14 protein-coding genes are annotated in these 16,955 nt (G+C 40.0%); 8 read left to right on the forward strand and 6 right to left on the reverse strand.

Going from position 1 to position 16,955, the window contains the following annotated elements:
* Positions 1-4: 4 nt before the first annotated feature.
* Positions 5-880 (reverse strand): PPK2 family polyphosphate kinase, encoded by an 876-nt coding sequence (locus ACSVH6_RS09005; RefSeq protein WP_438077665.1) that lies wholly within the window; start codon positions 878-880, stop codon positions 5-7.
* A 28-nt stretch (positions 881-908) separates the two neighbouring features.
* Here ACSVH6_RS09005 and ACSVH6_RS09010 point away from each other — a divergent pair, with 28 nt between their 5' ends.
* From ACSVH6_RS09010 to ACSVH6_RS09020, 3 genes are all read left to right on the forward strand, one after another.
* Positions 909-1,718, forward strand: coding sequence for a DUF6929 family protein (locus ACSVH6_RS09010; protein ID WP_438077667.1), 810 nt, complete (start codon positions 909-911; stop codon positions 1,716-1,718).
* 302 nt (positions 1,719-2,020) lie between these two features.
* Positions 2,021-2,482 carry an RNA polymerase sigma factor gene (locus tag ACSVH6_RS09015; RefSeq protein WP_438078013.1) on the forward strand — a complete coding sequence of 154 codons (462 nt, stop codon included), beginning with the start codon at positions 2,021-2,023 and terminating at the stop codon, positions 2,480-2,482.
* Positions 2,483-2,484: 2 nt separating this feature from the next.
* Positions 2,485-3,390 (forward strand): hypothetical protein, encoded by a 906-nt coding sequence (locus ACSVH6_RS09020; RefSeq protein WP_438077669.1) that lies wholly within the window; start codon positions 2,485-2,487, stop codon positions 3,388-3,390.
* On the opposite strand, the gene ACSVH6_RS09025 is transcribed toward ACSVH6_RS09020, so the two are convergent.
* The 5 genes from ACSVH6_RS09025 to ACSVH6_RS09045 form a co-directional block, all read right to left on the reverse strand.
* The gene (locus ACSVH6_RS09025; protein ID WP_438077671.1) at positions 3,374-4,441 is read right to left on the reverse strand and encodes a PAS domain-containing sensor histidine kinase; all 1,068 of its coding nucleotides are present in this window, start codon (positions 4,439-4,441) and stop codon (positions 3,374-3,376) included. The two genes, ACSVH6_RS09020 and ACSVH6_RS09025, sit on opposite strands and share 17 nt — an antisense overlap.
* A 45-nt stretch (positions 4,442-4,486) precedes the next feature.
* The gene (locus ACSVH6_RS09030; RefSeq protein WP_438077673.1) at positions 4,487-6,121 is read right to left on the reverse strand and encodes an ABC-F family ATP-binding cassette domain-containing protein; all 1,635 of its coding nucleotides are present in this window, start codon (positions 6,119-6,121) and stop codon (positions 4,487-4,489) included.
* Between the two features lie 111 nt (positions 6,122-6,232).
* Positions 6,233-6,448 carry a DUF2007 domain-containing protein gene (locus tag ACSVH6_RS09035; protein ID WP_438077675.1) on the reverse strand — a complete coding sequence of 72 codons (216 nt, stop codon included), beginning with the start codon at positions 6,446-6,448 and terminating at the stop codon, positions 6,233-6,235.
* A gap of 22 nt (positions 6,449-6,470) precedes the next feature.
* Entirely contained in the window at positions 6,471-7,088 is a 618-nt protein-coding gene (locus ACSVH6_RS09040) for a DEAD/DEAH box helicase (protein ID WP_438077677.1), read from the reverse strand.
* Between the two features lie 43 nt (positions 7,089-7,131).
* Complete coding sequence (locus tag ACSVH6_RS09045) at positions 7,132-8,295, reverse strand: sigma-54-dependent transcriptional regulator (RefSeq protein WP_438077679.1); 1,164 nt, start codon at positions 8,293-8,295, stop codon at positions 7,132-7,134.
* A 228-nt stretch (positions 8,296-8,523) separates the two neighbouring features.
* Here ACSVH6_RS09045 and panB point away from each other — a divergent pair, with 228 nt between their 5' ends.
* From panB to ACSVH6_RS09070, 5 genes are all read left to right on the forward strand, one after another.
* Positions 8,524-9,342 (forward strand): 3-methyl-2-oxobutanoate hydroxymethyltransferase, encoded by an 819-nt coding sequence (panB, locus tag ACSVH6_RS09050; protein WP_438077681.1) that lies wholly within the window; start codon positions 8,524-8,526, stop codon positions 9,340-9,342.
* Positions 9,343-9,379: 37 nt separating this feature from the next.
* Entirely contained in the window at positions 9,380-10,069 is a 690-nt protein-coding gene (locus ACSVH6_RS09055; protein WP_438077683.1) for an RluA family pseudouridine synthase, read from the forward strand.
* Positions 10,070-10,119: 50 nt separating this feature from the next.
* Positions 10,120-11,457: a hypothetical protein gene (locus tag ACSVH6_RS09060; protein WP_438077685.1), complete on the forward strand. Its 1,338-nt coding sequence runs from the start codon at positions 10,120-10,122 to the stop codon at positions 11,455-11,457.
* Positions 11,458-11,517: 60 nt separating this feature from the next.
* Entirely contained in the window at positions 11,518-12,849 is a 1,332-nt protein-coding gene (locus ACSVH6_RS09065; RefSeq protein WP_438077687.1) for an aldehyde dehydrogenase, read from the forward strand.
* 113 nt (positions 12,850-12,962) lie between these two features.
* Positions 12,963-16,919: a PAS domain S-box protein gene (locus ACSVH6_RS09070; RefSeq protein ID WP_438077689.1), complete on the forward strand. Its 3,957-nt coding sequence runs from the start codon at positions 12,963-12,965 to the stop codon at positions 16,917-16,919.
* Positions 16,920-16,955 lie beyond the last annotated feature (36 nt).

Here is a 16,955-nt window from a genome sequence, read left to right on the forward strand (position 1 = left end):
GGTTTTATTCTTTCAATTGGTTTTTATAAAAATTGATGTTGGATTTAACATTTGCATCGAGTTCCGGTTCAGAGATGTCGGTCAGTTTCTGAATTTCCTCCCAGATAATTTTGGCCACAATGTATCTTGACATTTCTTTATCGTCAGCCGGTACCACAAACCAAGGGGCAACGTCATTCGCCGTCGCATTGATGGCTTCCTCATAATACCGCATGTAGTCGTCCCAGTGTTCCCTTTCTTTCAAATCGCCCACCGAGAACTTCCAGTTGTCTTCCGGGTTCTCCAGCCTGTGCAGCAATCGCTTTCGTTGTTCCTCTTTACTGAGATGAAAATAAAACTTGAGTATCAAAGTGCCGTTTTGACTGAGATGTTGTTCAAAATGATTGATTTGCGCCAAACGGTTTTTCCAGAATTGCGGCGTAATGTCTTCCACCTTTTCAATACCCGGTAGGTTTTCGTTGAGCACATATTCGGGGTGCACCCGGGTAACCAGCACGTTCTCGTAATAGGTGCGGTTAAACACCGCAAACTTCCCCTTCTCGGGCAGTGCCAGATAATGACGCCACAGATAATCGTGTTCCAATTCGGCAGCGTTGGGCGTTTTAAAGCTGTGTACGACTACCCCTCTGGGATTGAATTCTTTAAATACCTCCCGAATCAGACTGTCCTTCCCACTGGTGTCCATCCCCTGCAGGCAAATCAGAACGGCATGACGGTTGTGGGCATACATGGCATCCTGACGCTTGCTCAGTTTTTGCTGTACACCCAACAGTTTTTCCTGTATTTCCTCTTTGTCGGCCTCCATAGGCAATTCCGTCGGAATGCTTTTCAAGTCAATGGGAGCCACTACTCTAAAATCATCGGGATTAATGCTTTTCATTTCATTAAGTATATATATTTGTAAAGTTATGGGAAATTTTGAACTTTCAACCTTTATACCTCTCAAAGGCATCAGTTCCGCTTCGGGCTTGGTTTATACTCAGGATTCGCTTTTCATTCTCTCGGATTCGGGTTCGTTTCTTTATCTCTATGATGTGCCCCAAGCGGTGTTATCAAAGATTCCGCTGACAGCAAACAGCCTGGAAAACATACCGAAACAAGATAAACTAGACTTTGAAGCCATCACTTTGGAGGGCAATCAGCTGCACCTTTTCGGTTCCGGATCTACGGCCAAACGTGAACTGAAGTTTACTTATGACTTGGCTACCCGGGCAATTGCTGTGGAAAATATGGCCGGACTGTACCAAGACATCAAGTCAAGCTGCCACATTGCAGATGATGAACTCAACATTGAAGGTGCTTTGTATATAGAAGAAAAACTGCATTTGTTCCAAAGAGGAAACGGCAGCAATGCCAAAAACGGGATTATCATCATGGAGAACCCCATTCGGTTTCTTCCTGTAAACTTGCCTCCCATCCAACAAGTAGCGACCTCTTTTACCGACGCAATAGTCGTGGGAGATAAAATCTATTTTCTGGCTGCTGCCGAAGACACCGCCTCCACTTATGATGACGGAGCCGTACTGGGAAGTATTCTTGGTTGTCTTGACCGTGCGACTTTTACCGTTGATTTTACCTTTCAGATTTCGGATACTCATAAATTTGAAGGACTTACCTTATACAGGGAAACCGAGACTCAAATTGAATTCCTGCTTTGTGAAGACAACGACACCGAAGCCTCGGTTTCGTTCATTTATAAATTACGGCTGTCTAAATAGGACTAATTATTATCGTCCACCCATTGACCATCCGGATAAATAAACATACATTTGAAGGTATCTAACTCACAATCTATTCCTTATGGTTTTTCTTTTTACTCATAATCATACTGGCCAAAGGCATAGATTTCTATTTCTCCTGGCTTGATTTTTTTTGAAACAAAACTTTTTTTTCTGTTGTCCCAACCTTTTGCACTCCCAAGCCCTCTTACTTAAAAAAGACATCTATAGTGGTTAACGAATTGCTTATATCAGCCTGTAAAAAACAACAACGCGATGCACAACGGCAAGTGTACGAGTACATGGCGCCCAAGCTGTATCGAACGTGCAAACGGTATCTGAAAAAAGAAGAAGAGATTGAGGAAGTATTAGCCGACGCTTTTTATACCATCTTTACCAAAATAGAACAACTCAAAGAAGTGGGAGCCTTTGAAGCCTGGTCGCGTAAAATCACCGTTAACCAATGTTTACAACAACTGAAGCGAAACGTGAATTTCAATTTGTATTTGGAAGACAATCAATACCTACAACCCGAGAGCACACAGGAAACCCCTCTAGAGGAAGAAGACCTGCTCAACTTATTGAATCACATCCCGGAAGGCTGTAAGACGATTTTCAATCTCTTTGTCATTGAAGGTTTTGGTCATAAAGAAATAGCGGTGATGCTCAACATTTCGGAAGGAACTTCCAAATCACAACTGAATGTGGCCAAAACCAAACTGAAAGCAATGGTCAATGTTCTCTACTATCAAAAAGTGAAATAATCATGGAAAATCAAGATCATTTATTCCATCAAATCAAAGCTGCAGCCGATAATGCGGAAACCCCTCCCTTTGCGGCAATGGACAAAGTATGGAATCGTGTGGAGGAAAAACTCGACACCAAAAGACTGAAAAAAGAAACGCATCTCTGGAAAAAGATTGCCGTAGCCGCTTCGGTATTGCTGCTGGTTACTTTGGGATATCAGTTCTTTCAAAATGAGTCTCCAAAAACACAAACCAACGAAACCATTTCCCAAAAAGATTCCATCTTGCCAATCACTTCTGAAAAAGAAGCGTTGGTTGTAACAGACAGCACCAAGCCGGTAATCCGGAAAAATGCTGCGGCACTCCTGCAAAAACAAATCAAGACGGCTACTCAAGAACAAGTAGCTTTGAATGAAACATTTAACCCAAAACAGAATCAAATCACTTCCGAATCAATAACCGCCAGTGAAGCACAATACCTCCTTTCACCTGTTGCAAGTGAAGCACCAACCTGGAAAAATGATGTCAAAGAGGCCGTAAAAAGGAAAGCCGAATCAAAAGATTTGGAAATGTTTATCAATAAAGAAACCATAGCAAAGAATGCTCGTCCGGATGATCCCATTATAGTGGTCGACAATAAAGTAAGTAGCTTACAATTGATTAATAAAATGGAGGCTTCTCAAATTGACTCCATAGTGATTTTAAAAGAACCTTTGTACATCATCAACGGGGTGTATTATTCCGAAAAAGAAGTGTTTGGGCCAAATCCTACCAGTCCCTATTCGCCTTTGAACCAACAGGATATTGAATCGATTGAAGTGTTACAGCATGAGAAAGCCATAGAGCAGTATGGCGAAAAAGGCAACAAAGGAGTGGTCATTATCAGTACTAAAAATGGGAAACCGGCCGTTAAAAAATCAAACTGACAGCAGTTCCCTGTCCCGGCTTACTTTCAATAGTTATTTTGGCCTCTATTTTTTCGGCTAAGTTCTGCACCAGCTGCATCCCCATTCCCATCCCTATTTCATTATTAGTCCCCCTTTCAGAAGCATAGCTGTTGCCTAAGATATTTTTTATCCTGTCGGCAGTCATGCCCACGCCGGTATCGGTAACCTTTAAGGTATTATCCTGAAAACTTATGGTAATTTGTCCGTGGCTCGGCGTAAACTTGATGGCATTGGTAATCATATTACGTGCTATGATGGTCACAATTTCCAAATCTGAAAACAAAGTGGCTTCTTCTGTAATGGCCAGCTTAACCTCAATCGCTTTATCAGCACAGGCATTTTTATAAATAGCTACTACAGACGCAATAATTGCTTTTATTTTGAACTGCTCCTTACTGACCTGTATCGTATTAAAGTTGGCCTTTGACCAGTTCAACGTGGTTTCTAACAAGTCCAGAACCTGGGCAGATTGTTTGTTTATTTTTTTTATAAAGGGAGTAAAATCTTCCTGCGACATATTGTTTTCCAATGCCATGGCCGAAATATCCGTTAAATTGGAAATGGGAGCTCTAAGGTCATGCCCCAAAACAGATAGCATCCTATCGTTATTGCAGTTAATGTTTTTTAGTTCTTCCTGAAGAGTAATTTCTTTATCTAAATCAATAAAAGCCACCACGTGAAGTTTGTCTACCACTGCAGCTTTTATTTCGTACCATTTCTTATGACCGTTCTTGCAGGTTACCTGAGATTTCTTTCGGACGAATACTTTCCCTTCCTGTTTGGAATTTATTTCCTCTTCATCCCAAGCTCTGATGACCTCTTCCCGGTAGGCAGCGTCAGGATAGGCATGCTCATACCAGGCTTGTATCGTAGGGATTTCCTCCGGGGTATAGCCTATCTCTTCATTGAACTTTTCATTCAAAAAAGTGTTGTAATGCACCCCGTTAATCACTTCAGCAATGATAAAAGGATAAGGCAAAAAATCAGCCACATGGTGAAGATCAAATCTGGAAATAGTGTGCTCGCTCATATTCAATTTTAGGTTGATTGTAATACTTGAACTAAGTAACGCAAATTATTTTTCTATTTCCTTAAGGGTTAACATTTTTTTATGTTCCAGGAAGCCCTTGATGTCTTCAAAGTGTTCTTTCACTCTTTTGTTACCAAACTCAAACACCTTTTCGGCTAAACCATCTAAGAAGTCACGGTCGTGAGATACTAGGATTAACGTTCCGTCAAAGTCTTTCAATGCCTCCTTAATGATGTCTTTGGTTTTCATGTCTAAGTGATTGGAAGGCTCATCGAGAATCAATAGATTCACCGGTTCCAACAATAATTTTATCATGGCCAAACGCGTTTTCTCTCCTCCCGAAAGCACCTTTACTTTCTTCTGAATATCGTCGCCCTGAAACATGAAAGCCCCCAATATATTTTTAATTTGAGTACGCACCTCGCCTACCGCTATATTATCAATGGTTTCAAAAATAGTAGCGTTTTCATCTAACAACGAAGCCTGGTTCTGTGCAAAATACCCAATCTGGGCATTGTGGCCCACCTCAACACTTCCGCTGTTGATTTCGATTTCCTTCATAATGGCTTTAATCATGGTAGATTTACCTTCCCCGTTTTTACCCACGAAGGCCACTTTCTGTCCGCGCTCAATCACCAAATTAGCGTCTTTAAAAATCAAATGGTCTCCATAGGATTTTTCCAAATCACGCACAATAACCGGATACTGGCCGGAACGTACCGAAGGCGGAAATTTCAGTTTTAGTGCCGAAGTATCTATTTCGTCAATTTCTACGGGAACTAATTTTTCCAGCATTCTCACGCGCGATTGTACTTGTTCTGTTTTGGAGAAAGTCCCTCTGAAACGCTCAATAAAAGCCTGGTTTTCGGCAATAAATTTTTGTTGCTCGTCATAGGCTTTTTGTTGGTGCACGCGACGGTCCTTACGCAATTCCAAATAATGGGAATACTTGGCTTTGTAATCATAAATTCTACCCATCGTCACTTCGATGGTGCGGTTGGTAATATTATCTACAAATGCACGGTCGTGGGAAATCACCATTACCGCCTTAGCCTGATTGATTAAGAAATCTTCGAGCCATTGAATGCTATCCATATCCAAGTGGTTCGTAGGCTCATCCAGCAAAATCAAGTCGGGTTGTTTCAACAGGATTTTGGCCAACTCAATTCGCATACGCCAGCCTCCCGAAAACTCTGAGGTAGGTCGGTTGAAATCCTCTCTTTCAAACCCCAGTCCTTTCAACACCTTCTCTACTTCGGCCTCGTAATTCACCTCTTCTATAGAATAGTATTTCTCACTTAGTTCTGATACGCGCTCAATCAACTTCATGTAGTCATCACTTTCATAATCCGTACGAATGGTGAGTTGCTCATTGATTTCATCAATCTCAGCCTTCATTTTGAACACCTCAGCAAAGGCTTTCGACGCTTCTTCCATAACCGTACAATTGTCAGCCGCCAGCAAATGCTGTGGCAGGTAGGCAATCACTGCTTCTTTAGGCGCCGAGATATTGCCGCGAGAAGGTTTGTTTTCGCCGGCTACAATTTTTAAAAGTGTTGATTTACCGGCACCGTTTTTACCCATCAAGGCAATTTTATCGGTTTCGTTGATGGCAAAAGTTACGTCGCTGAAAAGTGTGGTGCCGCCAAATTCAACGGCTATGTCGTTTATCGTTATCATGAGCTTTTTTTTTGAAGCGGCAAAGATAGGTTAATTTAAGAATGAGGCAATTATTCTTCTGTTCTGTTGATCAAAAGAAGAAACATTAGTATTCAAATGGTATCGAATCGATTAAAGACTCATTCGAAACGCTTCTATCACCGGATTGGCTTTGCCGTAATCGACTTCCATAATAAACAATTCCACCGGTTTGGCTGTTTGAATGCTGGGTAATACGTTGGCCTGGTTATTGGCTCGGAGCACCACATTGATGTTTGCTTCTTCCAATCTTTCTTTTAATGTAACGGCTAAGATTTCTTCTCCCGAAAATATTTTTATGAGTCCCATAGTAGCGTTTTAACTTGTATATTTATTCTTCCTCCATCTCAAAGAAAAGAGGTTCAATCATGATTTTATCGGCCAGCACTTCTACCCTTTCGGTAATTTGGGAACAAAAGAACAGTCGTTGCGTTTTTTCAATGCTCATTGACAACCGCTGAATGATGGCATCATGACGCGAACGGAACAGTACATCAGCATCATCCACTATAAACATTTTAATCGTGTTAATATTAAATCCGGCTGAAGAAAACATCGCGTTGATTTTATTGGGCGTGCCAATCAGCACATCCAGTCCCATAGAAATAACGTTCTTATCATAATCGATATCGCCTTTGTCGTGCACTCCCAATATGCTTAAATCGGTATACGTACCGTATTTCAAAAACAGCTCTTCCATCTCCATCACTTTCTCTTTGGTTTCAACGATGATGAGTGCCCGGGTACTTTCGCCTTGCGATTTTTCTAATCGTTGGATGACATTCAAGACAATGGTTGTGGTTTTACCGGTTCCTCCGGGAGATTGTATCACGGCATCGGCGCCACTTTTGATGGTAGAAAAAGTTTCCTGTTGCATTTCATTGGCTTCGGTTAAACCGTTTTCAATGAGTGCTTTTTGCAGATTGGGGTTTATTTTTTTTAAATTCATTTTGTTAGCGTTTAGCTTTAGCAAAAATGCTGTTGGCTGCTGGTTATTTTGATGCAAACAATGTTACATCGGTTTTTGATATTTCGTTACCGCCCAAGATGATGAGCCTTTCGACCACATTCCTCAGTTCGCGTATGTTACCCGTCCAGTCGTATTCCTGGAGCAGTTTAACCGCGTCTTTGGAAAAAGATTTAGGAGCGTTCCCTTGTTCTTCTGCAATTTTCACGGCAAAGTGTTCTATCAATAACGGAATGTCATCTCTTCTGTCGTTTAATGCCGGCACTTTAATTAAAATCACAGCTAAACGATGGTATAAATCTTCGCGGAAACGCCCTTCGGCAATTTCTTTTTTCAAGTCTTTGTTGGTCGCGGCTACTACGCGAACATTGATTTTGATATCCTTATCAGCTCCCACTCTTTGAATCAGGCTTTCCTGTAAAGCACGCAGTACTTTGGCTTGTGCCGAAAGACTCATATCCCCAATTTCATCTAAGAAAATCGTCCCACCGTCAGCGGCTTCAAACTTTCCTGCTCTATCTTTTACGGCCGAAGTAAAGGCTCCTTTTACATGTCCGAACAATTCACTCTCAATCAATTCAGAAGGAATAGCGGCGCAGTTTACCTCAATCATAGGTGCATGAGCACGTTCGCTTTTTTCGTGCAGTTGATGGGCTACCAGTTCCTTTCCTGTCCCGTTAGGACCGGTGATGAGTACTCGAGCATCTGTTTGGGCCACTTTTTCAATCATTTGTTTGATTTGATTGATAGGCTCACTTTGGCCGATGATTTCGTAGTTTTTGGAAACCTTTTTCTTTAAGATTTTGTTCTCCACCACCAATTGCTTTTTGTCTAAAGCATTGCGAACGGTATTGAGCAAACGGTTCAAATCCGGTGGTTTGGAAATGTAATCAAAGGCACCGAGTCGCATGGTATTGACCGCGGTTTCCAAATCTCCGTGACCGGAAATCATGACCATAGGAATTTCGGGTTTGATTTTTTTGACCGCTTCGAGCAGTTCTTCGCCGTTCATTTTAGGCATTTTGATGTCACACAATACCAAATCATAGTCTTCGGCTTTGATTTTTTCAAATCCTTGTTTGCCGTCTTCGGCTTCGTCAACTGTATAGGTGTCGCTTTCCTCGGTAAGGATTTTAACCAATACTCTTCGGATGGAAGCTTCGTCTTCGATGATTAATATTTTGGGCATGTCTTATCGTTGTTCGTTGCTGATTACTGTTTTCATTCCTAATTCCTTCACGGTGGACTGTTTAGCCCCGATGGGAGTGGCTACCCTGTAGCGCGGACAGCGGGAACATGGTTTATTCAGAGCCCGAGCCTTTCGCTCCTGATTTCGGAGACAAAAATAAGATAATTTCGCATTGGGCGCTGCATCCGAAATAGATTTAATACTTTTACAGTTCCAAAACGAACACTTATGTCAACTGCAAAAAAAGATTACAAAAGAATTACGACCAAGTCCTTATTTGACATGAAAGCCAATGGTGAGAAGATTTCGATGCTGACGGCTTATGATTATACCATGGCTAAAATTGTAGACACGGCAGGTGTTGATGTGATTTTAGTAGGCGATTCGGCCAGTAATGTGATGGCGGGACACGAGACAACATTACCGATTACTTTAGACCAGATGATTTACCATGCTTCTTCTGTAGTAAGAGCGATTGACAGAGCTTTAGTGGTAGTAGATTTACCGTTTGGAAGTTACCAATCCGACCCAAAAGAAGCTTTGCGCTCGGCTATCAGAATTATGAAAGAAAGCGGTGGTCACGCGGTGAAACTGGAAGGGGGAAGTGAAATTAAAGAAAGTATCAAACGCATCCTGAATGCCGGAATTCCGGTCATGGGGCATTTGGGTTTGACACCACAATCTATATACAAATTCGGGACATATACAGTAAGAGCCAAAGAAGAAGCGGAAGCCGAAAAGCTATTGGAAGATGCCAAATTATTAGAACGAATCGGTTGTTTTGCATTGGTGTTGGAGAAAATCCCGGCGGCTTTGGCCGAGAAAGTGGCTAAGACCATTTCGATTCCGGTGATTGGCATAGGAGCCGGTGGCGGTGTTGACGGACAAGTTTTAGTTATACACGATATGTTGGGGATGAACAACGAATTCAGCCCGAGATTTTTGCGTCGTTACATGAACTTATACGAAGGAATGACAAAAGCTATCGGACAATATGTGGAGGATGTGAAATCGCAGGATTTCCCGAATAAGAATGAGCAGTATTAATTCAGATTTGAAAATTTGACGATTTGAAAATTTGAAAATGAAACAAGTCTCAACTAAAAACAACCTACAGGTTCTTCACGAAGACAACCATATTATTGTGGTAAACAAACGCGTAGGAGATATTGTTCAGGGCGATAAAACCGGAGACAAACCCTTGTCTGACGTAGTTAAGGAATACATCAAAGAAAAATACAACAAACCCGGAGAAGTATTTTTGGGTGTGGTGCACCGCTTAGATCGCCCTACTACAGGTATTGTTGTTTTTGCCAGAACGAGCAAGGCGCTGACGCGTTTGAATGAATTGTTCAGCAACCGCGAAACAAAGAAAACCTATTGGGCTGTCGTCAAGAATAAACCACCGAAGACCACTGATACTTTGGTACATTTTCTCAAACGAAACGAAAAAAACAATACTTCTAAAGCCCACTTAAAAGAAGTCCCCGGAAGTAAAAAAGCCAGTCTTGATTATACCATCATCAAAGAATTGGACAATTATTTTGCGCTGGAAATCAACTTGCATACCGGAAGACATCATCAAATCAGAGCACAACTGGCAGCTATTGGCTGTCCCATCAAAGGTGATTTGAAATACGGATTCGATCGCAGCAATCCGGATGGAGGCATACATCTGCATGCACGAAAATTGGTTTTTATCCACCCGGTCAGCAAGGAAAATCTTGAAATCATTGCTCCCACACCAAAAGATGTCATTTGGAATTTAATTTAAAAGTAAAATCGTATATTTACCTTTAGTTAATAACCCAAACAACATCTACTATGAAGAAAATCATCGTAACTCTTGGTTTATTTATTGGTTTTAGTGCTTTGGCTCAAGACCATTTTTCCGGCATCAGCACTTCCAATCGTGTTGGTATTTTAAACGGGAATTTAAACCCGGCAGAGTTCGCCCACCTTTCCAAAAAATTTGAAATCAACATTTACGGTATGAGTTTTAATGTGGCCAATAATAAAATTGGTTTCAGCGACTTAAATTCGGATACTGATTTGGAAAATTTAATTTTTACGGGAACCGAGCCTGTGAACATGCGCTTTGATGCGGAAATAGCCGGCCCGAGTGTAGCCATGCGCTGGATGAAATGGGGTTTTGCAGTCACTTCCAAAGCACATGCTAATTTCAACATCATTGATGTTGACCCTGCTATAGGCGATGCTATTGCCAATAATAATTTAATTTTGAATACTACCATTCTCAACAGCAATACTAACCAGCGCTTGAATGGTGCTGCCTATGGTGAAATTGGCTTTTCGGCCGCCCGGATTTTATTCGAAAATGATAACCATAGTTTCAGCGCCGGACTTACGCTAAAGGTTTTGTTTCCGGGCTCGTATTCTAATTTCGGTTTGAATCATCTTAACGGACAGATTACCGAAAATCTTAGTGGGGCATACCTTACGACCAATGCTCCTGCTACTTTGAACATTGCCTACTCCGGAAATCTGGCCGATAGTTTTACCAATTTTAGCGATTACGGAAAGTCTATTTTTGGAGGTCTAAATGGTATGGCTACAGATGTTGGCTTCAATTACCAATGGAAAGGAGGCAGTAAAAATTATAAAATTAATGCCGGGTTGGCTCTAAAAAATCTGGGAAGCATGACTTTCAAAGACAGCAATAACCAATCAACTAATTATGTTTTAAATATTCCCAGTAGTAATCCTTTAGATTTAAGTCAATTTGATAATGTTGATAATTTGAGAGAAGTAGAAACTATTTTACTCAATGATGGATACCTGACTAAAGTAGGTGGTCAAAAAGATTTTAAAGTAAAATTGCCCGCATTGATCAGTTTGTATGGTGATTTTAAAATAGTGCCCAAAGTTTATGTTACAGGTTATTTGCAAAGAAAAATGAATAATGACGATGACAACGATCAGGTTACAGCACTCAATATTTTCTCCGTAACCCCAAGACTGAATTTAGGTATGTTCGAAACCTATTTACCGATATCTAATAACGATGTGTCGGGAACAAGCGTGGGAATTGGTTTCAGATTCAGAGGATTCTACATCGGATCGAGTTCAATCATAACGGCAATCGCCAACGACAGCAAGCAGGCCGATTTGTATACCGGATTTCGATGGGCCTTTTTATAAGCAAGAGTCAGATTTTGTTGAATTAAAAAGCACCCCTTGCCTGACAAACCCAATTGGACAATGCATTTCAAATCGGATATTCAATACAGAAAACAAACCCTGATCAAACTGTTGATTACCCTTCAGTCGTATGAGGAAAAAATTATACAAGCATTATATGCCGATTTTAAGAAACCGCCTTTTGAGTCGGTCTTCAGTGAAACCAGTTATATTCTAGCTGAATTAAACTATACTATCAAAAACATGCATCAGTGGGCAAAACCAAAAAGGGTTTTGCCTTCTCTTTTGAATTTTCCTTCCTCCGACTATCTGTACCAAGAGCCATATGGTAAAGTGCTGATTATTGCTCCATGGAATTATCCTTATCAATTGTCCTTATCCCCTTTAATCGCAGCGGTAGCCGCCGGAAATCAAGTGGTAGTTAAGCCTTCAGAATTAACACCTAACACATCCCGAGTTATTGCTGAAATCATAAGTCAAACTTTTGAAAGAAACCATGTAGACTGTGTAGAAGGCGGAGCCGAAGTAGCACAACAGTTATTGTCGCAACGTTGGGATTACATCTTTTTTACCGGAAGTGTGGCTGTTGGGAAAATTATAGCTAAGGCCGCAGCCGAAAACCTGACGCCGGTTACCTTGGAACTGGGAGGTAAAAACCCTTGTATTGTTGATGAGAATGCTGATTTAAAATTGACAGCAAAAAGAATCGTTTGGGGCAAATTCATCAATGCGGGCCAAACCTGTATTGCTCCGGATTATATCTTGGTGCATCAAAATGTCAAGGTCGAATTGATTGCTTGTTTGAAAGCAGAAATCACCCTGGCTTATGGTGAAAATCCGGAAACCTCTCCCGACTTTGCCCGTATCATTAATGCCAAAAACTGGAACCGATTAGTAGCCTTGTTAACAAACGAAACGATTCTTTTTGGTGGAAAAACAACGGCAGAAGATTATTATGTAGCCCCTACTCTTTTAGAGGAACCGAGTCCGGAAAGTCCGGTAATGCAGAGTGAAATTTTCGGCCCGATACTCCCATTATTGACTTTCACAACGGCAAAAGATATTGAGACTGTTATTGCCCGGTATGAAAAGCCTTTATCACTCTATATTTTTACAACGAACCTTTCGTTTGCCCATAAAATCATTCGGGAGTATTCTTTTGGCGGCGGCTGTATCAATGATACGGTAATTCATTTTGCCAACAAGCGCCTGCCTTTTGGCGGCGTAGGTCACAGTGGCATGGGAGCCTATCACGGGAAGCTTGGTTTTCAAACTTTTTCCCATCAAAAACCTGTCATCAAAAAGGGCAACTGGCTCGATTTGTCATTCCGGTATGCTCCTTACAAAGGAAAAACAGCTTTGATTAAAAAAATTTTAAAATGGTTTTCATAAAATCCAAAAAATTGCCGCTTTAAATACCTCACTTCTTTTTATTTTTTTATGTATATTGTAACAGAAATTTTTAATTTAAAAAGAATCGTCTAATTGTATAAAACTACAAGACTTTGAACACCCCTGTTTATTCTGCCAGCATAAATAGTTATATAATTATTTGTCTGTTATCAATTATTTTGTTCCTGTTTTACATTGCTATAAACAAAACACTCCAAAAAAAGTTAAACCTCAGCAACAATTATGCAGAGTTCGAACCTAAAGAGGAACAGTTCCGAATCTATTTTCTTTTTTTCGGTATTACCATCCCGCTGATTGAGACTATAGTTGACGTTTTTGAACTTCGACAATCCAATCACTTAGCCGTTAATTTTTCGGTAGGTGCTTTGTTATTGGTTTTTTATTTTTTATCCACAAAATATCAAAACTTTAACCGGTATATCAATTACATCTTCCCTACTTGTTACTTTGCTTATTTTGGTTATGTCGTATACAATGTGTTCTTTGAGCCTTTTGAATTATTGTCATACATTGCTCTGGTTGTGGGGCTCTTCCTTTCCTATTTTGTTATTAAAAACATCATTCATTATTGGTTTTTTGTTCTGCTATTTTTTTCAACACTACTGATTGCCTATCGATTTGAAATTATCGAACCCAAACAAATTATTTTACTCATTTGTGCTTTCATCGCCATTATTGCCATACACATCTCCAGGCACCTGGCTTTGTTGGAAACCCGTAATAAATTTCTTTTTTCGGACATCATTGTCAATAACGGAAACTCGCTAATTATTACGACCAATAAAAAAGGAGAGGTCTCTTTTTGCAGTGAATCCGTAGAGGAAATTTTGGGATATAAAGTGTCCGAAATGCTGGGTATGGGTTTTTGGGAATTGACAGAAGACCCAGATTTTATTGGGGAAGCTTATCATGATACTTTTATCGACAACCGTCTGCATGTCCGAAAACTGAAAGCTAAAAACGGTGAATACAAATACATCCAATGGAAAGATAAAAAGTACTCTGACAATATCAGTATCGGGATTGGACAGGATGTCACCGAGCAGGTCAATATTAAGGACCAATACAGAAGTCTTATCGAATCGGCCGCTGATTTAATTTATGAAATTGATTTGGATTCCATGGTGACCTATGTGAATCATTTCACAGAAAAAACCCTTGGCTACAACAGAGAAGATATTTTAAACAAACATTATTCCCGTTTCATCCGCCACGATTATTTGGACTATGTCACCGATTTTTACAAAGACGTTCCGAAAGAAGCCCGAGAGTACAGTGACTTGGTTTTTCCGTTATTGAAAAAAGACGGTGATGCCATATGGGTTTCCCAAAAGGTTACTCTGAAAAAAGATGAAAAAGGAGATGTTATTGGCTATTCGGCTATTGCCAGAGATATTACCTTGGTGAAGAATCTGGAAATCGAACATTACAACCGAAGTAAAAAAGTAAGAGTTCACAATGAAACACTGAAAAAACTAACCTCACAAAGCTATTCCAACAAAGATACATTTAACGGGATTTTAAAAAATATTCTAAAAGTCGCCGGAACCAATTGCAGCATCGACCGCGTCAGTTATTGGTCCTACGTAGCTGAAGGATTGCGCTGTGAAAGCTTGTATTACCTGCAAAGTGACCGATTCGAAAAGAACTTTTTTCTGGGGATAGAAAATTACCCACAGTATTTTAAACAAATAGAATCCGGAGCCCAAATTGTAGCTTCCAACGTGTACAACAACAATATCACCCAGGAACTTTGTTTGGACTATTTTCCCAAAAACAATATCAAATCACTATTGGACACTCCCATATTTCTCAATGGAAAAATAATTGGAATCCTGTGTTTTGAAAAAATTGAAACCGCTGTCGAATGGGACAATGAGGACATCAATTTTGCCCGATCCATTGGTGATTTGATTGCCATTGCCATAGAATCACAAATGCGCATTGAAGCTGAAAAGAAGCTTACTTATAAAAGTGACATACTGGTTGAAATTATTAAAAACACAGAAAAGTTCTTATTGTCGAAAAACACCGGAGAAATTTTCAACGGCATTTTAGAAACTATCGGAAATGTGACCCATGTGGACAAACTCTCCTTTTTTGAAAACAATGCAGCAACCAAAACATATTCCCAAAAATACCGATGGACAGCTGATGGTAAAGCACCAACGGCGCCAAACCCTAAACTGATTAACGTATCTCATGATGCTATTCCAAGCATTTCGGCGGAAATGAATAAAAACAACATCTACTTTTCAATCGTTAGAAAAATGCCGGATGAAGCTGCTCGTGAGTATTTGCAACAATTAGGAACCAAGTCGATTCTTTTCATCCCTATTTTCATAAAATCGGCTTTCTACGGCTTTATCGTTTTTGATGATTCTACTAACGAAAGAGAATGGTCTTCGGATGAAGTCAGTGCCTTGCTGACCCTAACTAACAATATTTCCTATGCTATTGAGCGGAATATCAATGAAGCGATGCTACAGGAAAGTGAAGAAAAATTTAAGTTATTGGCCAACAATATCCCGGGTACAGTACACTTATCAAAATATGATGAAAAATGGTCTAAAGTGTACTTGAATGACGAAATTGAAACTTTGACCGGTTACCCGAAAGAGGATTTTTTGTCAAATAAAATCCACTACATCGATTTGGTACACCCGGACGATCTCAAGACAGTGCAAGCTAAGGCAAATGAATTATTTAAAGACAAACAGAAAATTCATTTGATTTATCGCATCATTAATAAATCAGGGCATTATATTTGGGTAGAAGAATTCGGAGAGCCTATTTTCAAAGGAGATGAAATTGTTTATATCGTGGGTATCTTTATTGATATCACTAAAAGAATGGAAGCCGAAGAAGCCATTAAAGCCAAAAATTATGCTGAAGCTGCTAACAGAGCTAAATCAGAGTTTCTGGCCAATATGAGTCATGAAATCCGAACTCCTTTAAACGGAATCATAGGATTTACAGAACTTTTAATGAATACCGAGTTGGAAAGCATCCAGAAAAACTACATGAACACCATCAATCAGTCTGCCAATGCTCTGATGGAAGTCATCAACAACATACTGGATTTTTCTAAAATTGAATCGGGAAAACTAGAGCTGAACATTGAAAAGGTAAATGTAACCGATGTCGCCAATCAAGTGGTGGAGTTGATAAAATATGAAGCCGACAACAAGCACCTTCAACTCAACCTGAATATTGAAGAAAATGTTCCCAAATACATTTGGATAGATTACATCCGTTTGAAACAAGTGTTGATAAACCTGTTGAGCAACGCTGTGAAATTTACTGAAAAAGGAAGCATCGACCTCAGCATTTCAGCTATTCAGCTACTTGAAAATGACAAAATAAAATTGCGCTTTTCGGTAAAAGATACCGGCATCGGTATCAAAAAGAAAAACCAGCAAAAAATTTTTGAAGCCTTTTCTCAGGAAGATAATTCAACCACCAAAAAATTTGGCGGTACGGGCTTAGGGCTTTCCATTTCAAACCAACTATTAGGCTTAATGCAAAGCAAACTGGAGCTCACCAGTGAATCTGACAAAGGCAGCGACTTTAGCTTTGTGCTGGAGGTTGCCTATTCCAATGAAGTATCTCCCTCAGAAAAAATGGATTCCCATAATAAAGTGGCCACACAAACCCATATCATTTCACAAGAAAGTAAAACGATTTATGTTGTGGAAGACAATAAAATCAACATGCTGCTGGCCAAGACTTTGGTAAAACAAATACTACCCAATGCCGAAATTTTTGAATTTGAAAACGGCAAAGATGTCCTTGAAAAAGCACAAAACCTTCTGCCCGATTTAATCTTAATGGACATTCAAATGCCTGTGATGAACGGGTATGAAGCAACAACTGAAATCCGCAAACTGCCCAATGCCGATAAGCTCCCTATCATTGCCTTAACAGCCGGAACTATTGTGGGCGAAAAAGAGAAGTGTATTGAATACGGCATGAACGATTACATCCCGAAACCAATCGATAAAGAGCTATTGGAAAACATTCTCAAAGAATATATGACGACCAATTAAAAAAACATGATTGGTTTATCAAAGGATGTAAAAAAG

The sequence above is a fragment of the Flavobacterium sp. XGLA_31 genome (assembly GCF_051547105.1).
In the GTDB taxonomy this organism is placed as follows: domain Bacteria; phylum Bacteroidota; class Bacteroidia; order Flavobacteriales; family Flavobacteriaceae; genus Flavobacterium.